Origin of the sequence: Thermus brockianus (assembly GCF_021462505.1) — a bacterium.
Classification (GTDB): Bacteria; Deinococcota; Deinococci; order Deinococcales; family Thermaceae; genus Thermus; species Thermus hydrothermalis.
Map to the genome: position 1 here is coordinate 1 of NZ_JAKEDV010000001.1, position 22687 is coordinate 22687.

Here is a 22687-nt window from a genome sequence, read left to right on the forward strand (position 1 = left end):
GTGACTGGGGCGAAGTCGTAACAAGGTAGCTGTACCGGAAGGTGCGGCTGGATCACCTCCTTTCTAAGGAGCAAAGATGCCTGTTCCCGCGCTCCTCCCCACCTGCGCACCCCCCTTTTAGGGGGGTTATTTTTTTGCGCCTTTTCCCCTACCTCTGGACCAATGCCCTTAAAGGGTATACCCTGGGAAGGATGTACGAGGGGAAGATCGTGTACGAGGGGTTAACCTTTGACGACGTCCTCCTCTTGCCGGACTACTCCGAGGTCCTGCCCAAGGAGGTTTCCGTCAAGACCCGGCTCACCAAAAGGCTCACGCTCAACATCCCCATCCTCTCCGCCGCCATGGACACGGTGACGGAGGCGGAGATGGCCATCGCCATGGCCCGGGAGGGGGGGCTTGGGGTCATCCACAAGAACCTCTCCATAGAGGCCCAGGCGGCCATGGTGCGCAAGGTGAAGCGCTCCGAGGCGGGCATGATCCAGGACCCCGTGACCCTGCCCCCCACGGCCACCCTCGAGGACGCCGAACGCCTCATGCGGGAGTACCGCATCGGGGGGCTTCCCGTGGTGGACCTTTACGGGAAGCTCTTGGGCCTCGTGACCAACCGCGACCTCCGCTTTGAGCGGGACCTCAAGCGCCCCGTCACCGAGGTCATGACCCCCTTGGAGCGCCTCATCACCGCCCCGCCCGGTACCACCTTGGAGGAGGCGGAGGAGATCTTGCGCCGCCATAAGGTGGAGAAGCTTCCCCTGGTGGACGAGGCGGGGAGGCTTAAGGGGCTTCTCACCCTCAAGGACATCGTGAAGCGCAAGCAGTACCCGAACGCCGCCAAGGACGCCCTGGGCCGGCTTCTGGTGGGGGCGGCGGTGGGGGCGAGCAGGGACCTTCCGGAAAGGGCTCAGGCTCTGGTGGAGGCGGGGGTGGACGTGCTGGTCCTGGACTCGGCCCACGGGCACTCCAAGGGGATCCTGGAAGCCCTCCTATACCTGAAAGAGACCTTCGGGGACAAGGTGGAGGTCATCGCCGGGAACGTGGCCACCCGGGAAGGGGCCCGGGCGTTGGCGGAGCGGGGGGCGGATGCGGTGAAGGTGGGCATCGGCCCCGGTTCCATCTGCACCACCCGGGTGGTGACGGGGGTGGGGGTGCCGCAGATCTCCGCCATCCTCGAGGCGGTGGCCGGGGTGGAGGGTTTGGACGTCCCCATCATCGCCGATGGCGGCATCAAGTACACGGGGGACGTGGCCAAGGCCATCGCCGCCGGGGCCCACACGGTGATGCTCGGGAGCATGCTGGCGGGCACCGACGAGGCCCCGGGGGAGGAGGTGCTCAAGGACGGCCGGCGCTACAAGCTCTACCGGGGGATGGGCTCCCTGGGGGCCATGCGCCAAGGGTCCGCCGACCGCTACTTCCAAGACCCCGGCAAGGGCGGGGAGACGGAGGCCAAGAAGCTCGTCCCCGAGGGGATTGAGGGCATGGTGCCCTACAAGGGACCGGTGGCGGACGTGCTTTACCAGATCGTGGGGGGGTTGAGGAGCGCCATGGGCTACGTGGGCGCCCCGGACATAGAAACCTTCCGCAAAAAGGCCCGCTTCGTGCGCATGACCATGGCCGGCCTCATTGAGAGCCACCCCCACGACGTGGTGGTCATCAAGGAGGCCCCCAACTACTCCCGCTAGTCGCCGAAGAGCCTCTTCAAGGCCTCGGCGCCCCCCTTTTTGCGGGCCAGGCGGTAGGTGCCCTCTTTTTCCTCCAAAAGGCCCTTGGCCACCAGGGCTTTGAGGGTGTCCTCCAACTCCTTCTTGGAAAAGGGCTCGCCTTCCTCGTCCAGGTAGCGCTGGATGTCCTTGAAGCTGGCGAAGCGCAACGCCTCCACCGCCCGCATGACCCAGGCCTCGCGGTCCATGGCACCATCCTACCCCGGCCCGCGTGGCATCCTGGGCGCATGGACCCTTACCGGGAGTACCAGGACTACGTGGTGGCCTCGAGGCTCCTCATCGCCCGGGGTCTTTCCCGGGAGGTGCTCGGCCTCGCCCAGTACGCCAGGCTCCGCTTGAAGCGCCTAGAGCTTGCCGCCTCGGGGAGGCTTTTGGCCCTGGAGCACCTGGACCAGAGGCTCCGCTTTGGCTTCTGGAGCAACCCCTTGCGCCTCAAGGAGGCCCTGCGCTGGCTTGGCGATGCCCCCTACCTGGAGGGCCCCTTGGCCTTTGAGGCCCTCCTTTACCCCGAGGAGCGGGGGAGGCTTCGGTACCCGGGCCAGGCGGGGGCCTACTACCTGGGCTGGCTCCGTCTGCCCGCCCTCCTCATGGACCCCGTGGCCTTTGAGGAAGCCCTAAAGGAGCAGGAGGAGCGGCAAAGGGAGCTTCCCCTCTTCCTCAACGCCTTCCACCGGGTGCCCGGGGTCTAGTGCCGCGTTTCCCAAGATCCTTGACCCTCTCGCCTAGGGCGTGTATAATCCGGGGAACGACGTGCATATCTTTGCCTACACCGTTTCCCCAGTCCAATGAAGGAGCCGAAGATGACCTGGAAGGAAGCTTACCCGGATATCCCCCTAGGCCAGGACGCCTGTGGCATCATCGCCATGGTGGAGAAGAGCGGCAAGCCTTCCCACCGCATCGTGCGGCGGACCCTAGAGAGCCTCTACCGCATGGCCCACCGGGCGGGGGCCATCCGAGGAGAAGGGGACGGCACGGGCATCCAGACCGATATCCCCCGGGAGCTTTGGGCCCGCTTCCTGGAGGAGGCGGGGCTAGAGCCCGAGCTTGCCTTCAACCCCCGCTTCTTCGTGGGCCACTTCTTCCTCCCCAAGGGGGAAGAGGCCCGGGTGGAGGAGTTTTTCGCCCTCCTAAAGCGGGAAGGGCAACGGCTTGGCGTGCGCCCCGTGCACTTCCGCCGAGGGGAGGTGGTGAGCGGGGTCCTGGGCCCCGTGGGGCGGCGCACCGAGCCCATCTTCCTCCAGGTGGCGGGGCTCAGCCCGGACGGGGATGGCCCTTTGTGGGAGCTCGGGCTTCGCCTCGAGGCCCTCTTCCCCGTGCACGTGGTCTCCCTTTCCACCCATAGCGTGGTCTACAAGGTGCGGGGGGCGGCGGAGCTTCTGAAGCGCTACTACCCCGAGCTTTCCCGTCCCGAGTTCAAGAGCACCATCGCCCTAGGGCACAACCGCTACTCCACCAACACCCTCTCCACCTTTGAACAGGTGCAGCCCTTTGGCCTCTTGGGCCACAACGGCGAGATCAACACCATTGAGCGCCTGAGGCGGGAGATGGACTACCTGGGCATCCCCCGCACCGGGGGCTCGGACTCCCAGGACCTGAACCGCATGCTGGAGGGGCTCATCTACCGCTACGGCCTCTCCCTGCCCGAGGCCATGGACCTGGTCTTCCCCCCGGTTCTAGGGGAGGTAAAGGCCCTGCCGGAGGAGCTCCAGGACCTCTACCTGGCCCTGAGGCAACGCTTCGGCCCCTTGGCCCAAGGGCCCGCCGCCATCGTGAGCCGCCACCGGGACGAGGCCGTCTTCGCCACGGACGCCATGGGCCTGAGGCCCCTTTGGCAGTTTGAAACCCCTTACGAGATCGTCTTCTCCTCGGAGCGGGGCGTTTTCAACGCCGAGGAGTTCGTGAGCGAGCCCAAGCCCTTGGCCCCGGGCGAGAAGGTCTACCTCCGCCTCACCCCGGAAGGCCCCAAGGTCCTGCCCTTTGACCGCCACCAGCGCCAGGTCCTGGAGAGGACCCTGGCCCGCACCCCGGTGCAGGGCTACCGGGTTCACCTCAAGGGGCCCATCCGCCAGGCACCCCCCCCGGTGGCGGGGGGAAGCGGGGTGGAGGTGGAGGAGAAGCCCGCCCCGCCCCCCTTGGGCCTGGAGAGGGCCTTCGGCTGGGACCGCTGGGACGGGGCCTACCTGGAGGCCCTGGCCAAAACGGGCAACGAGCCCATCGGCTCCTTGGGCTACGATGGCCCCTTGGCCGCCCTCAACCCGGAGAAACCCAACCTCTCCGAGTTCTTCAAGGAGACCGTGGCGGTGGTGACCAACCCCGCCATTGACCGGGAGCGGGAGATTGAGCACTTCTCCACCCGCACCCTCCTGGGCCGCCGCCCCTTGCCCGATGGGCGGGGCGGGGGAGAGGTGGTGGAGCTCCTCCTTCCTATCGTCCTGGAGTCCGACCCCGGCCTGGCGGAGGCCTTTGGCACCCTGACCCTGGCGGAGGTGCGCGCCCGCTTTAAGACCCGGACCCTGGTGCCCCAGTTCACCGTGGAGGAGGGGCTCCTCGCCGGGCTCAAGCGCTTGGAGGAGGAGGCGGTGAAGGCGGTGGAGGAGGGGGCCGAGGTCCTCATCCTCTCCGACCGGGAGGCCTTCCAGGGGGGGGTGTGGATTGACATCGGCCTGGCGGTGGCGGCGGTGAACCGGGCCCTCCTCAAGCGGGACGCCGAGGGCATCGCCTTAAGGCGGCGCACCTCCCTCCTCGTCCACTCCGGGGGCGTGCGCAACCTGCACGACGTGGCCTTCCTCCTGGGCCTGGGGGCGGAGGCGGTGGCGCCTTGGCTTCTTGAGGAAAAGGCGAGGGCCCTGGAGGGGCGCAAGGGGGTGGCGAACGCCCTCGAGGCCCTCCGCAAGGGCCTGGAGAAGGTCATTTCCACCATGGGCATCCACGAGCTCCGGGGCTACGGGAGGATCTTCAGCTCCATCGGGCTTAAGCCTGAGCTGGCGGAGTACTTCGGCACCCGCAACTTCCTGGGCTCGGAGGCCGCAGGCTACGGCTTTTTGGAGCTGGAGCGCACCCTTTTGGAGCGGGAAGGCTTCCTGCGGGCGGAAAAGGTCCTGCCCGCCAAGGACTTCCGCTTCAACCCGAGGATTTACAAAGCGGCCCAGGAGGTGGCCTCGGGCCAGGCCCCCTACAGCCATTTCCAGGAAAAGGTTCGCTCCTTGGAGCGGGAAAGCCCCGTGGCCGCCCGGCAACTCTTGGAGGTGCGCTTCCCCGAAAGGAGCGAGGTCTCCCCGGAGGAGGTGGACCTCTCCGTGGGGGGGCATTCCCTGCCCTTCCTCATCAGCGCCATGAGCTTTGGCTCCCAGGGGGAGGCCTCCTTCCGCGCGTACGTGGAGGCGGCCAAACGCCTCAACATGCTTTGCATCAACGGGGAAGGTGGAGAGATCCCGGACATGCTGGGCAAGTACACCCACTGGCGGGGGCAACAGGTGGCCTCGGGCCGCTTTGGCGTCCACGCCTACATGCTGAACTCCGCCAGCGTCATTGAGATCAAGATCGGCCAGGGGGCCAAGCCCGGGGAAGGGGGCCACCTGCCCGGCAAGAAGGTCTCCCCCAAGGTGGCGGCCGCCCGCAACGCCGTGCCCGGGGTGGACCTCATCAGCCCCTCCAACAACCACGACCTCTACTCCATTGAGGACCTGGCCCAGCTCATTGAGGAGCTCAAGACGGTGAACCCCAAGGCCCTCGTTTCCGTGAAGGTGCCCGTTATTCCGGGCATCGGCACCATCGCCGTGGGCATCGCCAAGGCGGGGGCGGACGTCATCACCCTCTCCGGCTTTGAAGGGGGCACGGGGGCGGCAAGGCTCCACGCCCTCAAGTACGCTGGCCTTCCCGTGGAGCTCGGGGTGCGCCGGGCCCACCGGGCCTTGGTGCGGGCGGGCCTAAGGGACAAGGTGGAGATCTGGGCCGACGGCGGGCTTAAGACCGCCTACGATGTGCTCCGGATGGTCCTCCTGGGGGCGGACCGGGTGGGCATGGCCACCATGGCCATGGTGGCCATCGGCTGCACCATCTGCCGCGGCTGCCAGCTGGACACCTGCCACGTGGGCATCACCACGCAGATAGAGACGGTGGAGGAGGCCCTGGCCCACGGCCTCAAGCGCTTCGTGCCCCAGGACCTGGAGCGGGCGGTGGAGCAACTCACCCGCTTCTTCGGGGCCATGGGGGAGGCCCTTAGGGAGATGGTGGCCGCCTTGGGGGCCCGTTCCCTGAGGGAGCTTCGGGGGCGCTCGGACCTCCTCTACCAGCGGGACCACCTGGAGGAGCTGGACCTGAGCTACTTCTTCGCCCCTGTGGAGGAGCCCGAGTGGCTCAAGGACACCTCGGCCCACGTGCTCAGGAAGCCTCTCAACCAGCTCACCCGCACCATCACCGAGGTGGTCATGGGGGCCTATGCGGAAGGGGGCAGGCGGCTTTTGTTCCAGGAGGGTCCCGTGGACTCCACGGACCGGGCCTTGGGCGCCCATTTGGCCGGGGAGATCGCCCGCAGGCGGCTTTACGGCAAGGGCTTTGAGGCGGAGGTGGAGCTCCGCTTTGACGCCGGGAGCATCGCCGGAAACGGCCTGGCCGCCTTCAACGTGGATGGGATGAAGGTGGTGGTGGAGGGCGGGGCCCAAGACGGGGTGGCCAAGAGCGCCTTTGGCGGCACCGTGGCCGTCCTGAAGGGGCGCAACCCCTACGGGGCCTACGTGGACGGTTCCGTGGGCAAGAGCTTCGCCTACGGGGCCATTGGCGGCCTCCTTATCGTGGAGGGGGTGGCCGATAGCCGCTTCTGTATCCGCCTTTCCGGGGCGGACGTGATCCTGGGTGGGGAGCCCGAGCGCCCCTTGAGGGACGATCTCGGCAACCTGGCCGCTCGGGCGCAGGCCAAGGGCTTCGCCTTTGAGTACATGACCCGGGGTCGGGCCTTGGTCCTGGGGGACCCGGGGCCTTGGATCTGCTCGGGGATGACGGGGGGAAGGGTCTATCTGCGCCACTGGCCGGAGATGGGCCTTACCGAGGAGGCCATGAAGCGCCGCTTGGCCAAGGGGGCCAAGGTGGCGGTGAAGCCCTTGGACGCTAGGGGCGTGGAGGACGTGCGGGAACTCCTTTCCGCCTACATCGCCGTGCTTCGGGAAGCCAAGCGGGAGGAGAAGGCCAAGCGGTTGGAGAAGCTCTTGGAAGACCCGGCGGCCCACTTCCGCATGGTGGAGCCGGTGAGCCAGCAGGTGGAGCAAGGGGTGAGCACGGAGTAGCGCGCTTCTGGGCTTCCGTCCCGGAAAAGCAAGGGCCCCCGGGAACCCCGGGGGCCTCGCCTTATGGACAGGGGGGCCCCCAAGGAGGTACATTTGTCCCGTGCATCCTGGGGCGCTCTTGGACCTCCTGAAACGCCGCACCGGCTTTACCGAGGCCCATGCCCGGCTCCTCGCTGACCTGGGCCAGGTGATGACCCCCATCGCCCCCGAGGTGGCCCTGGCCTTTTACGATTACCTAGGGCGGGACCCCGAGCTTTCGGAGATCCTCCATGCGGTGCCGGGGAGGGTGGAAAGGCTTTACGGCACCTTCGCCCGTTGGTATGGCGACCTCTTCTCGGGGGTGTACGACGGGGCCTATGCGGAAAGGCGTCGGCGCATCGGCCTGGTGCACGCCCGGCTGGGGATTGGGCCCCGGGCCATGATCCCCGCCATGGGCATCGTGCAGGAGCTTTCCCTGGAGCACCTGCGCACCGCCCTTAGGGGCCCTGAGATTTTTAGCGCCGTGGAGGCCTTTGAGAAGATTATCGCCATAGAGATCGGGCTCATTGAGGAAAGCTACCTCGAGGCCCTCTCCCTGGGGCTTTCCCTGGGCTACCGGGACCTCAAGGAGGCTCTTTCCCAAGGGGCGGCGGCCCTGCTCTCCTAGGGCTCCTTGGCCAGGTCGTTGAAGCGCACGTGCTGGGCGTGGAACTGGAGCTCCACCGTGCCCGTGGGGCCGTTTCTTTGCTTGCCCACGATGATCTCTGCCACCCCCGCTTTCTCCGAGTGGGGGTTATAGTACTCGTCCCGGTAGATGAACATCACCAGGTCGGCGTCCTGCTCAATGGAGCCCGACTCCCGGAGGTCCGAGAGCATGGGGCGCTTGTTGGGCCTGGCCTCTACTGCCCGGGAAAGCTGGCTTAGGGCGATGACGGGCACGTTGAGCTCCCGGGCCAGGGCCTTGAGCCCCCGGGAGATGGCGGCGATTTCCTGCTGGCGGTTTTCCCCCTGCTTGCCGCCCCCGGGCCCGGCCATGAGTTGCAGATAGTCAATGATGAGAAGGCCCACCCCGTACTGGCTCTTAAGCCGCCGGGCGCGGGCGCGGAGTTCCATCAGGGTCAGGTCGGGGGTGTCGTCAATGTAGATGGGGGCTTCGGAAAGGCGGCCCGCCACGTCCACCAGGCGGGAGAAGTCCCGGTCGGAAAGCTGCCCAAGGCGCACCCGGTTCATGTCAATGCGGGCCTCGGAGCACATCATGCGCAGGGTGAGTTGGGCGGCGGGCATCTCCAGGGAGTAGATGCCCACCCCCACCCCCTCCTTCAGGGCGGCGTGTTGGGCGATGGTGAGGGCGAAGGCGGTTTTGCCCATGGCGGGGCGGGCGGCGATGATGTTTAGGGAGCCCGGGGAGAGGGTGCCGATGAGCTGGTCCAGCTCCTTGAAGCCCGTGCGCACCCCCGCCACCTCGCCCTTGTTCTGGAAGAGGGCCTCAATGTGCTCAAAGGTTTCGTGGACCAGTTCCCGCATAGCCCGGGCCTCGGTGTCCGTCTGGGTGAGGGCCACCTCGAGGATCTTCTTCCCGGCGGTGTCCAGGATCTCGTCCAGGCTCCCCGCCTCCTCATAGGCCAGGCGCATGGCCTCCCCCGCCGCCTGGATGAGCTTGCGCAGGGTCCACTTCTCCGCCACGATGCGGGCGTAGTGCTCGGCGTAGGCGGCGGTGGGGGTGGCCTCGGAAAGCTGCACCAGGTAGCTCAGCCCCCCCACCCCCTCCAGCTCGTTCCTGCGGGAGAGTTCCTCGGCCAGGGTGACCAGGTCCACGGGCTTCCCCTGGCCCCTTAGGGCCTGCATGGCGGCGTAGATCTTGCGGTGGGCCTCGGTGTAGAAGGCCTCGGGGGAGGGGAGGAGGCCTTCCAGTTCGTCCAGGACGTCCGAATCCAGGAGGATGGCCCCAAGGACGCTCTGCTCCGCCTCGAGGCTATGGGGTGGAATACGTCCTTCGGGATAACCCGGCAACTGGGCCATAAGCCTTCCTAGGCTACGCCTAACCCCCCGCCGGATGCCAGGGGGCTTTCCTTGGGGGAAGGATTGCCTCTTTTCCGCCTCTCAGGGGGGTGGGGTAGGGTAGGGACGTGCGCTGGCTTGCCCTCTTCTTCCTCCTCGCCGCCTGCCAAGCCCAGGGGCTTCCCCCGGACTACGCCCGCTTGGAGAGGGGAAGCCTGGCCGAGCTCCGGCAGGTGGCCCTAGCGGGGGAAGGGTATGCCCGGATGCTCGCCGGCTGGCAGCTGGTGGAACGGGAAGAGGTGCCCTTGGCGGAAAGGGCGGAGTACGCCTGGCGCTACGCCCTCTTCTTGGAGGGGGTGAGGGCCTTTGAGCCGGGCTGGGAGGCCAAGGCCGCCTGGCGGGTGGCGGCGCCCCTTTTGGAGGCGGCAAGGGATCCCAGGGCCTTTTCCGCTTGGGAAAGGCTTCTGCCCGAGGAGGAGGCGGTGGCGGCCCTCTTGCGCCTTGGGGAGGGAGAGAGGCTTTGGGAGGCCCTCTTCCGGGGCCGGGCCTACGAGGCGCTCCTCCAGGTCCTTCCCCCGGGGGCGAGGCCGGACCTGCGGGCCCAGGCCCTTTACCGCCTAGGGCGCTACCGGGAGGCGTTGCCCCATTACCGGGCCTGGGCGGAGGCGGAGCCTCGAGGGCTATTGGGGCTCGGCTACGCCCTTTGGCGCCTGGGGCGGCGGGAAGAGGCTTTAGAGGCCTTTTCCCGCTATCCCCACCCGGAGGCCCGGTACGCCCAGGGAAGGGTTCTGGAGGAAATGGGCCGGGTGGAGGAGGCCTTGGCCCTCTATGAGGAGAGCACCCCTGAGGGCCTTTGGCGGGCCACGGCCCTCCTGGAGCGGCTTGGGCGCAAGGGGGAGGCCCTTGTCCGCTACCTAAAGCTTGCCCGCACGGAAAGCCCCTACGCCGACGACGCCGCCCTGCGGGCCTATTTCCTCGCGGGAACCCTGGGGGACGTGGGGGTGCAGGAGGCGGCCTTGGCCCTTCTCCAAGGGGGCTTGGGGCTCCTCTTGGGCAAGCGCCCAAGCCCGCCCCCTCCTCCACCCCCTGCGCCCCCCGTGCCGGAGGCCTCCCGGGTGGAGGCCCTCCTCATGGGGGGCCGGGAGGCCTGGGCCCGGGGGGAGGCCCGCTACCTCCTTTGGCAACGGCCCGAGGCCTGGCCCGAGCTCGTTCCCCTCTTCTACCGCCTCGGGATGTACCGGGAGGGGATCCGCGCCGCCTGGCCCACCGCCTTGGCCTACCCCCGGGCCTACCGGGACTGGGTGGAGGCCTACGCCCAGAGGGAGGGATTGGACCCCAACCTACTTTTCGCCCTCCTCCACGTGGAAAGCCGCTTTGACCCCCGGGCGGTGAGCCCCACGGGGGCCCTGGGCCTGGCCCAGTTTCTACGGAGCACCTGGGCGGACGTGGCCCGGATGCTCGGGGAGCCCCCCGCCGACCCCTTTGACCCGGAAAGCGCCATCCGCTACGCCGCCCGTTACCTGCGCTGGCTTGGGGAACGGTGCGAGGCTTTGGGCCTAAAGGACAGGGAAGGGCTCGTCTGCGTCCTCACCGCCTACAACGGGGGCATCGGCTACACCGCCCGGGGCATCGCCCGGGAGGGCAACCTTTGGGCCTTCCTCCGCTTCCAGGAGCGGGACGAGCCCCGGGAGTACCTGGGCCAGGTCCTTTCCGCCTACGCCGCCTACCAGGCTATTCCTTAGCCTGGCGGAGCCCCCGCTCCGTCCAGGCGATGAGGGGCTTCAGGGCGAAGGGGGCGAAGAGGGTGGTGAAGACCACCATGAAGAGCACGATGGCGTACTCCTCCTCGTTCACCGCTCCCGCTGCCAGGCCCAAGGCGGCCACGATGAGGCCCACCTCCCCCCGGGGGGCCATGCCCACCCCCACGGTGAGGGCGCTCCGGACCCCCTGGGTGAGGGCCCCCAGGAACCCCCCGAGAACCTTGCCCAGGATGGCGATGACCGTGACCACGCTTCCCGCCACCAAAACGGCGGGGGAGAAGAGGGCGGAAAGCTCCAGCCGCACCCCCACCATGGCGAAGAAGAGGGGGGCGAGGAAGCTTTCCACGGCGAAGATGGGCTCCTCCAGGCGGTACTTCTCCCGAACCTCGGAAAGGAGCATCCCCCCCAGGAAGGCCCCCACAATGGGGGCCAGGCCGATGCTGGCGGCCAGGGCGGCCATGCCCACCCCGAGGGCCAGGGCGAAGCCCAAGGGGCTTCCCACCGGCAGGCGCTCCAGGGGGAGCCGGACGAAGAGGGTGGAGAGGAGGATGGCAGCCCCCACGAAAAGGACGGAGAGGAGGATGAGTTCTAGGATGGCCCCCGTTTCCACCTGCCCGGTCTTGGCCACCCCGTTCACCACCGCCAGAACGATGAGGCCTAGAACGTCGTCAATCACCGCTGCCCCCAGGATGATGCGGGCGTAGGGGCGGGAAAGCACCCCAAGCTCCTGGAGCACGCGGGCGGTGATGCCCACGCTGGTGGCCACCAGGGCGGTGCCCAGGAAGAGGGAGGGGAGGGTGGCGAAGCCGATTTGAAGGCCAAAGAGGTAGCCCCCCACAAAGGGAAAGGCCACGCCCAAGACGGCCACCAAAAAGGCCTCCTTGCCCACGGCCAGGATGTCCCTTAGCCGGGTTTCCAGTCCCACCATGAAGAGGAGGAAGATGGCCCCGAGTTCGGCCAAAAACTCCAGGATCTCCCCCTCGTGTACCAGGCCCAAGAGGGAAGGTCCCACCAGTACCCCCGCCAGGACCTCCCCGATGACCACGGGCTGGTTGAGCCGCCGGAAGAGGAAGGCCATGACCTGGGCGGCGAGGAGGAGGTAGAAGACCTCGAGCAGGTGCCCTGCCCCGTGCATCAGCCCCTCCTTAGGAAAAGCTTGAGGAAATCGCTCCGGGTGAGGATGCCCACCACCTTGTTCTCCCGGTCCACCACGGGGAGGTGGCGCACCTCGGTGGTGAGGAGGACCCCTAGGGCTTTACCGGCGGGGTCCTCCGGGTGGACGCGGGGGATATCCGTGCGCATGACCGCCTTTACCGGGGTTTTTTGGTAACGGCGGTAGATGTCTTCCAGGAAGCTTTCATCTACCCACTCCCCAAAGAGTTGCAAAGCCTCCACGTCGGAGAAGGGGATGTTCTCGGGCCGGGGTAGGAGCTCCTCCACCTGGAGAAGCCCCAGGAGGTATCCTTCCCGGTCCACCACGGGAAGGCTCCCGTAGCGCTTTTCCAGGATGCGCCGGGCGGCTTCCTCGAGGGTGGCCTCGGGCCCGATGGTATCCGGGCTTGGGGTCATGAGCTCGGCTACCTTCATGGGCCAGAGTTTACCAGCGCCGCCACCTCCGGGCCAAGCGCGGGGCCAGGAGGACCCCGTAGAGGAAGCCTCCCAGGTGGGCCCACCAGGCCACCCCGGGGAGGCCCAAAAGCCCCTGGATGAGCTGGAGGAAGGCCCAGTACCCCAGGTAAAACCCGGCGGGGAAGGTGACGAACAAGGGGAAGATGAAGAGGACCAGGGAAACCACGTACGCCCTGGGGAAGAGGGCGTAGTAGGCGCCGAGCACCGCGGAAACGGCCCCGCTCGCCCCTATCATGGGTACGGGGGAGAAGGGGGTGAGAAGCCCCTGGGCCAGGGCAGCGGCCACCCCGCCCAGAAGGTAGAAGAGGAGGAAGCGCCCGTGGCCCATGCGGTCTTCCACGTTGTCCCCGAAGACCCAGAGGAACCACATGTTGGAAAGAATGTGGAAAAAGCTCCCATGGAGGAACATGCTGGTGAGAAGGTGGTACCCTTCCCCCAGGGGGTCGGCGAAGAAGCGGGCGGGGATGAAGCCTAGGGCGTAGGCGCTTTCCTCTAGACCCACGGAGAGCTGCCAAAGGAAGACCAGGGCGTTGGCCAAAACTAGCCCCTTAACCACCAGGGCGGGCCTGCGGGCCTGGTTCAGGTCGTAAAGGGGAAACAAGCTTAGGACCTCCCGGCTTTGGGCTCCTGGCGGTAGGGGAGGGGCACGTACTGGACGCTGGGCTTGCCGCCTTGGGCCTGAGGGTAGAGGTCCATGAGCTCGTAGACCTCCAGGGGCATGTCCGTGGAAACGTTGAGCCCCAAGCCCCTGGCCTGGGCCACGTCAATGGGGTAGTCGTGGGTCCAGGTCCCTTGGGATAGGAGGTGGGCCACTTCCTCCGCCTTCTCCTCGGGCATGTGCTTGAGGAGGAGGTTCTTCACCGTGGCCTTCACCTGCTTGAGGGCCTTTTCCGCTATGTCCGCCAGGATGAGGGTCTGGTCGTCAATCTCCGAGAGGGGCTTCTTTTCCAGGACCTTGAGGACGCTCGCCGCCGGGTACTGGCCGAGCTGGGGGTCCACGGGGCCTAGTACGGCGTTTTCGTCCATGACGATCTCGTCGGCGGCCAGGGCGATGAGGGTACCCCCCGACATGGCGTAGTGGGGGACGAAGACGGTTACCTTGGCCGGGTGGCGCAGAAGGGCCTCGGCGATCTGCTCCGCCGCCAGGACCAGGCCCCCTGGGGTGTGGAGGATGAGGTCAATGGGCATGTTCTTGTCCGTGAGGCGGATGGCCCGGAGGACCTGCTCGGAGTCGTCAATGTTGATGAAGCGGCTGATGGGGATGCCCAAGAAGCTCACCGCCTCCTGGCGGTGGATGAGGGTGATGACCCGGCTACCCCGCTTCCTCTCCAGCTCGGCGATCTTGCGGGCCCTGGCCCCCAAGAGCATCTGCTGTTGGAAGTAGGGGGAGAGGGCCGAGAGGATAAAGAAGAGCCAGAAAAGCTGGAAGAAAATGTCCATAGGTGACCTCCAAGGAGGAGTTTACCAGTCTAAGCCTTTCCCAAGGCCCCTATCCGGGCCTAGGAGCTTACCCGCCTGGGCCTGGGGGCCCTTGGGTAGAGGCGTTCGCCCAGCTCCGGGGCGTAGCGGATGAGGAGGGCCCCCAAGGGGATGGAGAGAAGCACCAAAAGCACCGCCACCTGGGCCACCAAGGGGTAGCCTTGGGCCAGGGCCAGGCTTCCCAGGACCAGGTTGAACTCGCCCCGGGGCACCAGGTAAAGGGCGCTATAGAGCCGCCGCTTGCGGCCAAGCCCGGCCTGGGCCCCGCCCAGGTGGTTGAGGGGGAGCTTGAGGAAAAGCCCCAGGACCACAAGCCCCACCGCCAAGGGGCTAAGCCCCTTAAGGAGCTTCAGGGCCTCGGCCCCCACCACCAGGAAGAAAAGGGCCACCCCCAGGTCCCTCACGGGGCCAAAGAGGTGCTCTAGCCTTTCCCTAAGGCCAAGGCCAGCGGCGATGACCCCGGAGAGGAAGGCCCCCACGCCTTCGGAAGCGCCCACGGCGTGGAAGAGAAGGGCGGTGCCGGCGGTGAAGGCGGCGCCCAGGAGGAGGACCAGCTCATCGGAAAGCCCCTCCATAAACCGGACAAGCCTCGGGCCCAAGTACCGGGCGAAGAGGAGGTAAAGGGTGGCGAGGGCGATCCCGCCCAGGAAGCCCGCTGCCCCGTGTCCGCCCAAGAGGGCGAGGAGGAAGGCCACCACCAGGTCCTCCAGCACCAAGACCCCCAGGACCACCTCGCTTTCCGGGTTGGCGGCCCGGCGCAGGTCAATGATGAGCTTGACGATGACGGCGCTGGAGCTTATGTAAATGACCCCCGCCAAAAGGGCGGCCCCCCGCAGGTCAAGCCCGGCGAGAAGCCCCAGGAGAAACCCCAGGGGCAGGGCCAAGGCGTCGTAAAGCCCGGCCCGGGTGGCCTTGCCGGAAAGCTCCCTAAGGCGGTCTGGTCCAAACTCCAAGCCCACGGAGAAGAGGAGGAGCAATAGCCCCAAGGAGGGCAGGGGCTCTAGCTCCTCCACGGGAAGCCCTTCCCCCACCGCAAGCCCTGTGAGGAGGTAGACGGGAAGGGGAGGAAAGCCAAAGCGGTGCACCAGGGCTGCCCCCAGGGCGAGAAGCCCTGCGGCTAGGGCGAAGGCCTCCACCGAGGGGTGCATCAGAGGCTCCTCTTCAAGGCTTCCACCGCCTCGCGGCTTCCCGCTACCACCAGGGTGTCCCCCACCTCCAACATCACTTCGGGGTCCGGGTTGGGGATCAAGGGAGCCCCGGGCCGGTCCACGGCCAGGAGGTGGGCTCCGGGCGGCAAGGGAAGCTCTCCCACCTTGCGACCGGCAAGCTTCGAGCCGGGGAGGACCTTGATCCACTCAATGACCTTGGCCCCCAGCTTGCTCTGGGTATCCCCCACCGCCTCGGGGTGGAAGAGGACCCCGGCCAGGATGGCCCCGAGTTCCCGGGCCTCCTCGTCGGTGAGGTCCAGGGTGGCGGTGGGCTCGTCCTCCTCCCCGGCCTCAAAGTACTGGAGTTCCCGCTTGCCCGAGTGGTGGACCACGATGACGAGCCGGTCCCCACTGCCCACGGTGACGGTGAACTTGCGCCCTACGCCAGGAAGCACCACTTCTTCCACCTTCATCGCGCCCTCCTTGGGGAAAACTGGACGGCCAGGGTGCGCCCCGCCACCAGGGCGAGGATTCCCAGGGCCCAGAGGAAGAGGTCTAGCCCCCCTATCTTCTCCGCAAAGAGCAGGAGGAGGAGCTCCCTTAGGGCTAGGGCCACGCCGATCTCCAGGAGGACCTCGAGGCGCACCCGCTCAAACTCAAAATATTCCACAAAAACCCGGACTAGCTCCAGAACGATAATCAGGCTTAGGACGTTGGTAACGAGCTCTTTCAGGCCCAGGCGCACCGTGGGCTCGCTGAGGGTGAGCCCAAGCTCCAAGAAGGTGCGCCCTACCCCCACGAAGAGGCCCACCAGGAGGGCCACCACCACCAGGTTGAAGACCAGGCGGGTGGCCCTCCGGTAAAGGGCGAGGAGGGCTTCCTGCATGGCTAGAGGAGGAGGTTGAAGACCCGCTCCGCCCGTTCGTGGTGGGAGGTTTCCGGGTTCTTGAGGGCGGGGTCCAGCTCCTTGAGCACCCGGGCGTAGGCCACCACCAAGGCCCCGGCGAGCTCGGGGAGGAGGTTTTGCACGTCCTCCGACACCGCTAGGTCCAGAGGCGGCAAAGCGGCTAGGGCGTCCAGGACGGGCTTGAGCTCCAGCTGGGTGTCCATTTGGCGGAACGCCCTAAGGGTTTCCTGGAGGCCCTTGGTCACGGGCAGGTCGGGTTCAAAGATGATGTCCCGCCCGTTGTACTTGGCGTTCCTTTCGGCCACCACCAAGAGGTCGTAGAGCTTGTTCCTGAGGAAATCGGAAAGCCGCTTGAGGTCGTTTTTGTCCACGTCCAGGCCTGCGGCCAGGCGGAAAAGCTTCTCAAACTCGGCTACTTTCATCAGCATAGCCATCCCTCCGTGTGTCATGGTAAAGAATTGCGCATGTGCTTGTCAAGTTAGTTGATAAAAGAAGGCCCCGCCGTGGGAGGCGGGGCACCCTCTAGGCCTCCTTCACGGGGATCTTCACCGGGGGCTCGGCGGGGCGCTTTTCCCGCGGGATCCTCACCTCCAACACCCCCTTGCGGAGGCGGGCCTCAATGCCCTCCTTCTTGGCGTCCTTGGGCAGGAGGTAAGCGCGGTAGATCCTGCCGTAGACGATTTCCGCCAGGTGCTTGGTGCGCTTTTCCTCCCGCTTCTCCCCCTCCACCACGAGCTGGTCCCCCTCCAGGCGCACCTCGAGGTTCTCGGGGCCGAGCCCGGGCACCTCCACCCGGAGGAGGTAGTGGTCCTCGTGCTCCTCCAGCTCGGAGAGGGGTTCCAAAACCTCGGTTTCCTGGAAGGCCTTCTCCAGGGCCTCTTCAAAGGCCTTGCGCACCCGGTTCTTGCCAAAGGGCCAAAGCTTTTCCAGCATCTTCCACCTCCTTCAGGCCAGGTAGGGCTTAAGGCGCTCCACCAGGACCCGCTTGGGGCTTGCCCCCACCCAGGTGGCCACCGGGTGGCCTCGTTGGAAGAGCACCAGGGTGGGGATGCTCCTCACCCCGTACCGGGCGGCAAGCCCCGGGTTAAAGTCGGTGTTCACCTTCACCACCTTGAGCTTGCCGGCGTGCTCCTGGGCCAGGGCTTCCAAAAGGGGGGCCACCATCCGGCAGGGTCCGCACCAGGGCGCCCAGAAGTCCACCAGCACCAGGGGCGCCCCCGCCACCTCCTCCGGGAAGCTCCGCTCGTCCGCCTCCACGATCCAGGGCAGGGGAGACTTGCAGGCCCCGCAAACAGGTACCTGGCCGGGCGGGGGCGTCCCAAGCCGGTTCTTGGCGCCGCAGTTGGGGCAGACCACCACCTTGTCCATCAGCGCACGTTGCCCGTTTCCAGCTTGCGGGCGCGGAGGTCTAGGAGGCTATACTCTCCTTCGGAAAGGTCCCCGGGGACCACCACCCAGCTTGCGCCCAGCATTTCGTGCTTCTGGCCCCTACCGGCCACGATGGCGAGGAGGGGGTTGTGGGTCTTGATGAGGTGGGCCACCTCGTGGGAGCCCCCCTCGCCCAGGCCCTTGTGGTAGGGGGCGGTGTGGAAGAGGAAGATCCGGGGGTAGTCCTTAAGCTCCCAAAGGGCCTTCAGGTGGTACTCCGCCACCCAGGCAGGGTAGCGCAGGGCCTCGTGCTCCTCGGGCTCCCCGTCCTCGGTGATGGTACCGCCTAGCCCCGCCACCAGGTAGGGGCCTTTCCAGAAGGTGAAGGTTTCGTGGACGCTCCGCATCTCGGGCCGGACCAGCTCAATGTTGGCCGCCTCCCGCAGGTACTCCCAGATGGGGGCGTCCTCGGGGCCGGGGATGTAGACGGTGGGGAGGTGCGCCTCGGACAGGATGCGGAAGAAGGCAGCGTAGTCGCGGCTTTTGGCCGTCTTGGGCATGAGGTTGCCGATGACGGCGATGGCGTCCGCCCCCGTGTCCGGGGCCACCTTGACGAACTTCTCCAGGGCCTCGAGGTCTCCCATGGGGTTAGAGGTGGCCAGGATGTACCTTACCGTGCGCCGCATACCTCACCTCCTTACTCCACCTGGACCTGGATCTTTTTGGGCTTCGTGGCCTCCGCCTTGGGCACGAGAAGGTGCAAGACGCCGTGGCGGAACCGGGCCTGTACCCGGGAGAGGTCGTAGGTGCTGGGCACGTTGAAGCTCCGGGCGAAGGTGCCGTAGGGGCCCTCGAGCCGGTGGTACGCCACCCCCTCTTGCTTCTCCAGGGGCCGCTCCGCCTTCACGGAGAGGACGCCCTCTTCCGCCACCACCTCCACCTTGGCAGGATCCACCCCCGGGAGGTAGACGAGGAGGTGGAGCCCTTCGGCGTCCTCCATCACATCCACCGGCGGGGCGTAGACCCGGGGGCCCTGCTGGGCCTGGGGAACGAAGGCCCGCGCCAGCCTTTCCTGAAGCTCCTCCAGCTCCCTAAAAGGATCAAACCGCAACATCTCCCATCACCTCCTTACCACCTCAAGAGCGCGGCCATCCCCCCGCGCTCAAGAAGCCTTTTTTCCGCCTCGCCGCGCACGAACTCCAGCTTGGTGGCGTAGCCTGCGGCGAGCTCGGGCAGCACCACGGCCAAGGGCTTGGCCTCGGGGCGCTCGCAGAAGGCCAGGACCTTGGCTTCCTCGGCGAAGTAGAGGCCATCGCAGGCGTAAACCCCCTGGTCCAGGGTCCAGGGCAGGACCCAGACCTCCACCCGCCCTTCCTGCACCCTCTCCAGCACCTCAGGGCCGAAGACCGCCTTGGGGTAGGCCTCTTCCAGGCTCTTGAGAAGCTCCACCTCCTTGGCCCGCTCAATGGCGGAAAGCTCCGGCTCCAGGCGCTTTAGCACCTGGCCGGGGGTGGCCCCGGGGTGGGGGAGGGAGGGGAGGAGGGCCACCACCTTCTCCTTCAGGCGCTTGGGCAGGTAGCCCAAGAAAAGCTTGGTGTGCTCCTCGGGGCCCATGAGGACAAGGCGGGTGAAGCCCCGGCCCTCCACGAGCTTTTCCAGGTCATGGGCCAAGGCCTTGTAAAACCGCTCTTCCCAGGCCTCGAGGCGCTTGGCGAAGAGGTCTTGCCCCGCCCCGCCCCGGGCGATGCCCCCCAGGTTGAAGCGGCGGCCAGGGGCGTCCAGGCTGAGGCGGCGCCAGGCCTCGGTGTCCAGGGCCAAGAAGGCGTCCTGGACCTCCTCAATCTCCCCCAGGAAGACCTCAAAGACCCGCCAGCGCTCCTGGTCCACGTAGACCACCCCGTAGCGCTCGTACTCGTCCAGGGCGTAGACCAGGGGGAGGAGGAAGGGAGGGCCGTAGTGGGCCAGGACGCCGCCGCTAAGGAGGCGGCTTTCCTTTTCGTCCAGGAAGTGGGTCTTCAGAGCGCTCACCAAGGGGAGTTCCACCTGCAGGAGAAGGACCTCAAAGAGGTCTTCCCCGGCGAAGAAGACGGCGGTCTTGGCCTCGAGGACCTGGTTCTTAAGGACCTCCAGCACCTTCTCCGCCAGGTCCTCGGGGACCTTAAGGGCCTTCATGGCGTCCTTGGCCCTCAGGGCGTAGGCCCTGGAAGCGTTTTCCGGCTTGGCCGGGTTCACGTCCAGGTACAGGGAGAGCACGGGACCTTCCGCCTTGCCGATGGCCTCGCGTAGCCGTTTGACTTCTTCCTTAGAGATCATAGGTTACCTCCGATAAGCGCCACCGCTTTCCGTACCGCTTCCTGGTTCAACCGCTCCTCCTGGCCGAGGCGGGTGAAAAGGCTTTCCAGCTCGGGGTCGGGGAAGGTGCTCTCCAGGTAATAGGCCCGGTCAAACCCCTCCTCGGAGAGGAGGCGGAGCATGGCCTCCCAACCCTCCTCCCCGGCCTTGGGGGCGGGGGGCAGGGAGGCCCCCCGCTTCCGCAGGGCCTCGGCCAGGGCCTCCGCGTGGGCCCGCTCCCGGGAAGCCACCTCCTGGAGGAGGGCCCGGACGTGGGGGTAGGGCACCCCTTCCGCCGCCCGCTCGGCCCTTAGGGCGTCCAGGAGCTCGTCCTGGTAAGCCTGCCGCAACACCTCCAGCACGTCCATCTTCTCCCTCCTTTAGGCCTCTACCCGGGTGGCGGTGTGGAACACCAGGCCTTGGGGCGTGGCGTCCACCACCACCCGGTCCCCCTCCTTCACCTCCCCGGCCAGGATCTTCTTGGCCAAGGGGGTTTCCAGCTCCCGTTGGATCACGCGCTTCAGGGGCCGGGCGCCGAAGACGGGGTCGTAGCCCCTTTGGGCCAGGAAGTCCTTGGCCGCCTCGGTGAGCTCCAGGGTGATGCGCTTTTCCGCAAGCCGGGCCCGGAGGTTCCCAAGCTGGATCTCCACGATGGCCCGAATTTGCTCCTGCGAGAGGGGCCGGAAGACCACGATCTCGTCCAAGCGGTTCAGGAACTCGGGGCGGAAGTGCTTCTGCAAGACCCCGAAGACCTCCTCCCGGATCCTCTCGTAGGGCAGGCCCTTCTGGATGCCCTCGAGGATGAGGGGGCTACCCAGGTTGGAGGTGAGGATGATGACCGTGTTGCGGAAATCCACGGTGCGCCCGTGGCTGTCCGTGAGGCGGCCATCGTCCAGGATTTGCAGGAGGATGTTGAAGACGTCGGGGTGGGCCTTCTCAATCTCGTCAAAGAGGATGACGGTGTAAGGCCTGCGCCGCACCGCCTCGGTGAGCTGGCCCCCCTCCTCGTAGCCCACGTAGCCCGGCGGGGCCCCGATGAGGCGGGAGACGGCGTGCTTTTCCATGTACTCGGTCATGTCAATGCGCACCATGGCCTCCTCGGTGTCAAAGAGGGTGGCGGCCAGGGTCTTGGCCAGCTCCGTCTTGCCCACCCCCGTGGGGCCCAGGAAGAGGAAGCTCCCGATGGGGCGGTTCGGGTCCTTGAGCCCGGCCCGGGCGCGGCGGATGGCGTCGGCCACGGCCCGTATGGCCTCCTCCTGGCCCACCACCCGCTTGTGGAGCTCCTCTTCAAGCCGCAAAAGCTTTTCCCGCTCGCCCTCCAGGAGCTTGGCCACGGGGATGCCGGTCCAGCGGGAGACGATCTCGGCGATGTCCTCCTCCGTGACCTCCAGGCGGACGAACCTGGCGCCCCTTAGCTTCTCGGAAAGCGCCTCCACCTCGGCCTCGAGGCGGGGCAACTCCCCGTAGCGGAGCTCCGCCGCCCGGTTCAGGTCGTACTGCCTTTCCGCAAGCTCTATCTGCCGCCGCACCTCGTCCAGGCGTTGCTGCGCTTCGCGGAGCTTCTTCAGGATTTCCCGCTCCGCCTCCCACTCCGCCCGGAGCTTTTCTATCTCCTTGGTGAGCTCGGCGATCTCCGCCTCAATGGCCTTAAGGCGCTCCAGGGAGTCGGGGTCCTTCTCCTTTTTCAAGGCCTCCCTTTCAATCTCCAGCTGGAGCTTCTTCCGCTCCAGGGTGTCTATCTCCTCCGGGGCGCTTTCCAAAGCCATGCGGAGCCTCGCCGCCGCCTCGTCAATGAGGTCAATGGCCTTGTCCGGGAGGCGCCTTTCCGTGATGTAGCGGTGGGAGAGGACGGCCGCCGCCACGATGGCGGGGTCGGAGATGCGCACCCCGTGGTGCACCTCGTACTTCTCCTTGATGCCCCGGAGGATGGAGATGGTGTCCTCCACGCTGGGCTCGTCCACGTATACGGGCTGGAAGCGCCGCTCCAGGGCGGGGTCCTTCTCAATCTCCCGGTACTCGTCCAAGGTGGTGGCCCCGATGAGCCTGAGTTCGCCCCGGGCCAAGGCGGGTTTGAGCATGTTCCCGGCGTCCACGGCGCCCTCCGCCTTGCCCGCCCCCACCACGGTGTGGAGCTCGTCAATGAAGAGGATGATCTCCCCTTGGGACTGCACCACCTCCTGGATCACCGCCTTCAGGCGCTCCTCAAACTCGCCCCGGTACTTGGCCCCGGCCAGGAGGGAGCCCATCTGCAAGGAGATGATGCGCTTGCCCTTGAGGCCTTCGGGCACGTCCCCCTTGACGATGCGCTGGGCTAACCCCTCCACGATGGCGGTCTTCCCCACGCCGGGCTCGCCGATGAGGACCGGGTTGTTCTTGGTGCGCCGGAGGAGGATCTGGATGACCCGCCGGATCTCCTCGTCCCGGCCGATCACGGGGTCCAGTTTCCCCTCGGCGGCCATCTGGGTCAGGTCAATGCCGTACTGCTCCAAAGCGTTGTAGGTGCTTTCTGCGTGTTCCGTCTGCACGGTCTTCCCTCCTCTTAGGTCTTGTAAGGCTTTTTTCAGGGGCTCTAGGCCGGGAAGCCCCGGGGTGGCCTCGCTCAAGGCCAGGACCAGGGTGTCCAGGGCCACGAAGCGGTCCTTGAGCTCCGCCATCAGGGCCTCGGCCCGGTGGAAGGCGCCCGAGAGGCGGCTCGTGAGGTACTGCCCCCCTTCCGCCCCTTCCACCTTGGGTAGCCGGGCGAGCTCCCTTTCCTGGAGTTCCTTAAGGGCCTTGGGGTCGGCCCCCGCCTTTTCCAGGAGGCGCCAAGCCAGGCCCTTGGGGTCTTTGAGGAGAACCACCCAGAGATGGGGCAGGTCAATGGCCTGGTGCTTCATCTCCCGGGCCAGGACCTGCGCCTGGGCCAGGGCTTCGCGGGCAGCTTGCGTCCAGCGTTCCAGGTTCATGCCCCTTACCTCCTGCTAAGCTAAGCATATCACTTGACATAAATTGTGTCAAGAAGATTGAGAAGCGAAAACCCAAACCCGATCGGGCCGGCGTCGGGGATACGGAGAGAAGGGAGCGCTTTGTCTGGAGTTTAGCAGGAAAAGGGGGG

The 22687-nt window shown here is 66.7% G+C and carries 22 protein-coding genes and 1 rRNA gene; 6 read left to right on the plus strand and 17 right to left on the minus strand.

Annotated elements, in window-relative coordinates; all coding sequences use genetic code 11:
* Nucleotides 1–63: ribosomal RNA gene (locus LXN00_RS00005) — 16S ribosomal RNA — on the plus strand; the annotation flags it as partial.
* A gap of 128 nt (nucleotides 64–191) precedes the next feature.
* Entirely contained in the window at nucleotides 192–1676 is a 1485-nt protein-coding gene (guaB, locus tag LXN00_RS00010) for an IMP dehydrogenase (RefSeq protein WP_234502918.1), read from the plus strand.
* Here guaB and LXN00_RS00015 read toward each other — a convergent pair.
* Nucleotides 1673–1903 (minus strand): hypothetical protein, encoded by a 231-nt coding sequence (locus LXN00_RS00015; protein WP_234502920.1) that lies wholly within the window; start codon nucleotides 1901–1903, stop codon nucleotides 1673–1675. The genes guaB and LXN00_RS00015 overlap by 4 nt on opposite strands.
* A gap of 39 nt (nucleotides 1904–1942) precedes the next feature.
* Here LXN00_RS00015 and LXN00_RS00020 point away from each other — a divergent pair, with 39 nt between their 5' ends.
* The 3 genes from LXN00_RS00020 to LXN00_RS00030 all read left to right on the plus strand — a co-directional run bounded on the left by LXN00_RS00020 (nucleotide 1943) and on the right by LXN00_RS00030 (nucleotide 7640).
* Nucleotides 1943–2404, plus strand: coding sequence for a hypothetical protein (locus tag LXN00_RS00020; protein WP_234502924.1), 462 nt, complete (start codon nucleotides 1943–1945; stop codon nucleotides 2402–2404).
* Between the two features lie 111 nt (nucleotides 2405–2515).
* Entirely contained in the window at nucleotides 2516–6994 is a 4479-nt protein-coding gene (locus tag LXN00_RS00025; RefSeq protein WP_234502928.1) for a glutamate synthase-related protein, read from the plus strand.
* 100 nt (nucleotides 6995–7094) lie between these two features.
* On the plus strand, nucleotides 7095–7640 hold the full coding sequence (locus tag LXN00_RS00030) for a protoglobin domain-containing protein (protein ID WP_234502931.1): 546 nt from the start codon (nucleotides 7095–7097) through the stop codon (nucleotides 7638–7640).
* Here the strand turns inward: LXN00_RS00030 and dnaB are convergent.
* Nucleotides 7637–8992 carry a replicative DNA helicase gene (dnaB, locus tag LXN00_RS00035; RefSeq protein WP_234502934.1) on the minus strand — a complete coding sequence of 452 codons (1356 nt, stop codon included), beginning with the start codon at nucleotides 8990–8992 and terminating at the stop codon, nucleotides 7637–7639. The two genes, LXN00_RS00030 and dnaB, sit on opposite strands and share 4 nt — an antisense overlap.
* Nucleotides 8993–9099: 107 nt before the next feature.
* Here dnaB and LXN00_RS00040 point away from each other — a divergent pair, with 107 nt between their 5' ends.
* Nucleotides 9100–10713: a transglycosylase SLT domain-containing protein gene (locus LXN00_RS00040; protein ID WP_234502937.1), complete on the plus strand. Its 1614-nt coding sequence runs from the start codon at nucleotides 9100–9102 to the stop codon at nucleotides 10711–10713.
* On the opposite strand, the gene LXN00_RS00045 is transcribed toward LXN00_RS00040, so the two are convergent.
* The 15 genes from LXN00_RS00045 to clpB form a co-directional block, all read right to left on the minus strand.
* Entirely contained in the window at nucleotides 10703–11866 is a 1164-nt protein-coding gene (locus LXN00_RS00045; RefSeq protein WP_234502940.1) for a cation:proton antiporter, read from the minus strand. The two genes, LXN00_RS00040 and LXN00_RS00045, sit on opposite strands and share 11 nt — an antisense overlap.
* The gene (locus LXN00_RS00050) at nucleotides 11866–12318 is read right to left on the minus strand and encodes an HPP family protein (protein WP_234502942.1); all 453 of its coding nucleotides are present in this window, start codon (nucleotides 12316–12318) and stop codon (nucleotides 11866–11868) included. The genes LXN00_RS00045 and LXN00_RS00050 overlap by 1 nt, the downstream gene beginning before the upstream one ends.
* Before the next feature lie 10 nt (nucleotides 12319–12328).
* On the minus strand, nucleotides 12329–12961 hold the full coding sequence (locus LXN00_RS00055) for a rhomboid family intramembrane serine protease (RefSeq protein WP_234502945.1): 633 nt from the start codon (nucleotides 12959–12961) through the stop codon (nucleotides 12329–12331).
* Between the two features lie 2 nt (nucleotides 12962–12963).
* The gene (locus tag LXN00_RS00060; RefSeq protein ID WP_234502947.1) at nucleotides 12964–13800 is read right to left on the minus strand and encodes an SDH family Clp fold serine proteinase; all 837 of its coding nucleotides are present in this window, start codon (nucleotides 13798–13800) and stop codon (nucleotides 12964–12966) included.
* A 59-nt stretch (nucleotides 13801–13859) separates the two neighbouring features.
* On the minus strand, nucleotides 13860–14987 hold the full coding sequence (locus tag LXN00_RS00065; RefSeq protein ID WP_234502949.1) for a cation:proton antiporter: 1128 nt from the start codon (nucleotides 14985–14987) through the stop codon (nucleotides 13860–13862).
* Nucleotides 14987–15460 carry a cation:proton antiporter regulatory subunit gene (locus tag LXN00_RS00070; RefSeq protein ID WP_234502953.1) on the minus strand — a complete coding sequence of 158 codons (474 nt, stop codon included), beginning with the start codon at nucleotides 15458–15460 and terminating at the stop codon, nucleotides 14987–14989. The genes LXN00_RS00065 and LXN00_RS00070 overlap by 1 nt, the downstream gene beginning before the upstream one ends.
* Complete coding sequence (locus LXN00_RS00075; RefSeq protein ID WP_234502956.1) at nucleotides 15457–15873, minus strand: phosphate-starvation-inducible PsiE family protein; 417 nt, start codon at nucleotides 15871–15873, stop codon at nucleotides 15457–15459. The genes LXN00_RS00070 and LXN00_RS00075 overlap by 4 nt, the downstream gene beginning before the upstream one ends.
* Nucleotides 15874–15875: 2 nt before the next feature.
* The gene (locus LXN00_RS00080) at nucleotides 15876–16322 is read right to left on the minus strand and encodes a DUF1931 family protein (protein WP_326491112.1); all 447 of its coding nucleotides are present in this window, start codon (nucleotides 16320–16322) and stop codon (nucleotides 15876–15878) included.
* Nucleotides 16323–16416: 94 nt separating this feature from the next.
* Nucleotides 16417–16827: an Hsp20/alpha crystallin family protein gene (locus LXN00_RS00085; RefSeq protein WP_234502960.1), complete on the minus strand. Its 411-nt coding sequence runs from the start codon at nucleotides 16825–16827 to the stop codon at nucleotides 16417–16419.
* 12 nt (nucleotides 16828–16839) lie between these two features.
* Nucleotides 16840–17262 carry a thioredoxin gene (gene trxA / locus LXN00_RS00090; protein ID WP_234502962.1) on the minus strand — a complete coding sequence of 141 codons (423 nt, stop codon included), beginning with the start codon at nucleotides 17260–17262 and terminating at the stop codon, nucleotides 16840–16842.
* Nucleotides 17262–17948: a metallophosphoesterase gene (locus tag LXN00_RS00095; protein ID WP_234502964.1), complete on the minus strand. Its 687-nt coding sequence runs from the start codon at nucleotides 17946–17948 to the stop codon at nucleotides 17262–17264. The genes trxA and LXN00_RS00095 overlap by 1 nt, the downstream gene beginning before the upstream one ends.
* Nucleotides 17949–17959: 11 nt before the next feature.
* Entirely contained in the window at nucleotides 17960–18376 is a 417-nt protein-coding gene (locus LXN00_RS00100) for an Hsp20/alpha crystallin family protein (RefSeq protein WP_234502966.1), read from the minus strand.
* Between the two features lie 14 nt (nucleotides 18377–18390).
* Nucleotides 18391–19575, minus strand: a complete 1185-nt coding sequence (locus LXN00_RS00105) for a VLRF1 family aeRF1-type release factor (RefSeq protein ID WP_234502968.1) — start codon at nucleotides 19573–19575, stop codon at nucleotides 18391–18393.
* On the minus strand, nucleotides 19572–19961 hold the full coding sequence (locus tag LXN00_RS00110; protein ID WP_234502970.1) for a ferritin family protein: 390 nt from the start codon (nucleotides 19959–19961) through the stop codon (nucleotides 19572–19574). Before LXN00_RS00110 ends, LXN00_RS00105 begins: the two co-directional genes overlap by 4 nt.
* A gap of 12 nt (nucleotides 19962–19973) precedes the next feature.
* Complete coding sequence (clpB, locus tag LXN00_RS00115; protein WP_234502971.1) at nucleotides 19974–22538, minus strand: ATP-dependent chaperone ClpB; 2565 nt, start codon at nucleotides 22536–22538, stop codon at nucleotides 19974–19976.
* Between the last annotated feature and the right edge of the window lie 149 nt (nucleotides 22539–22687).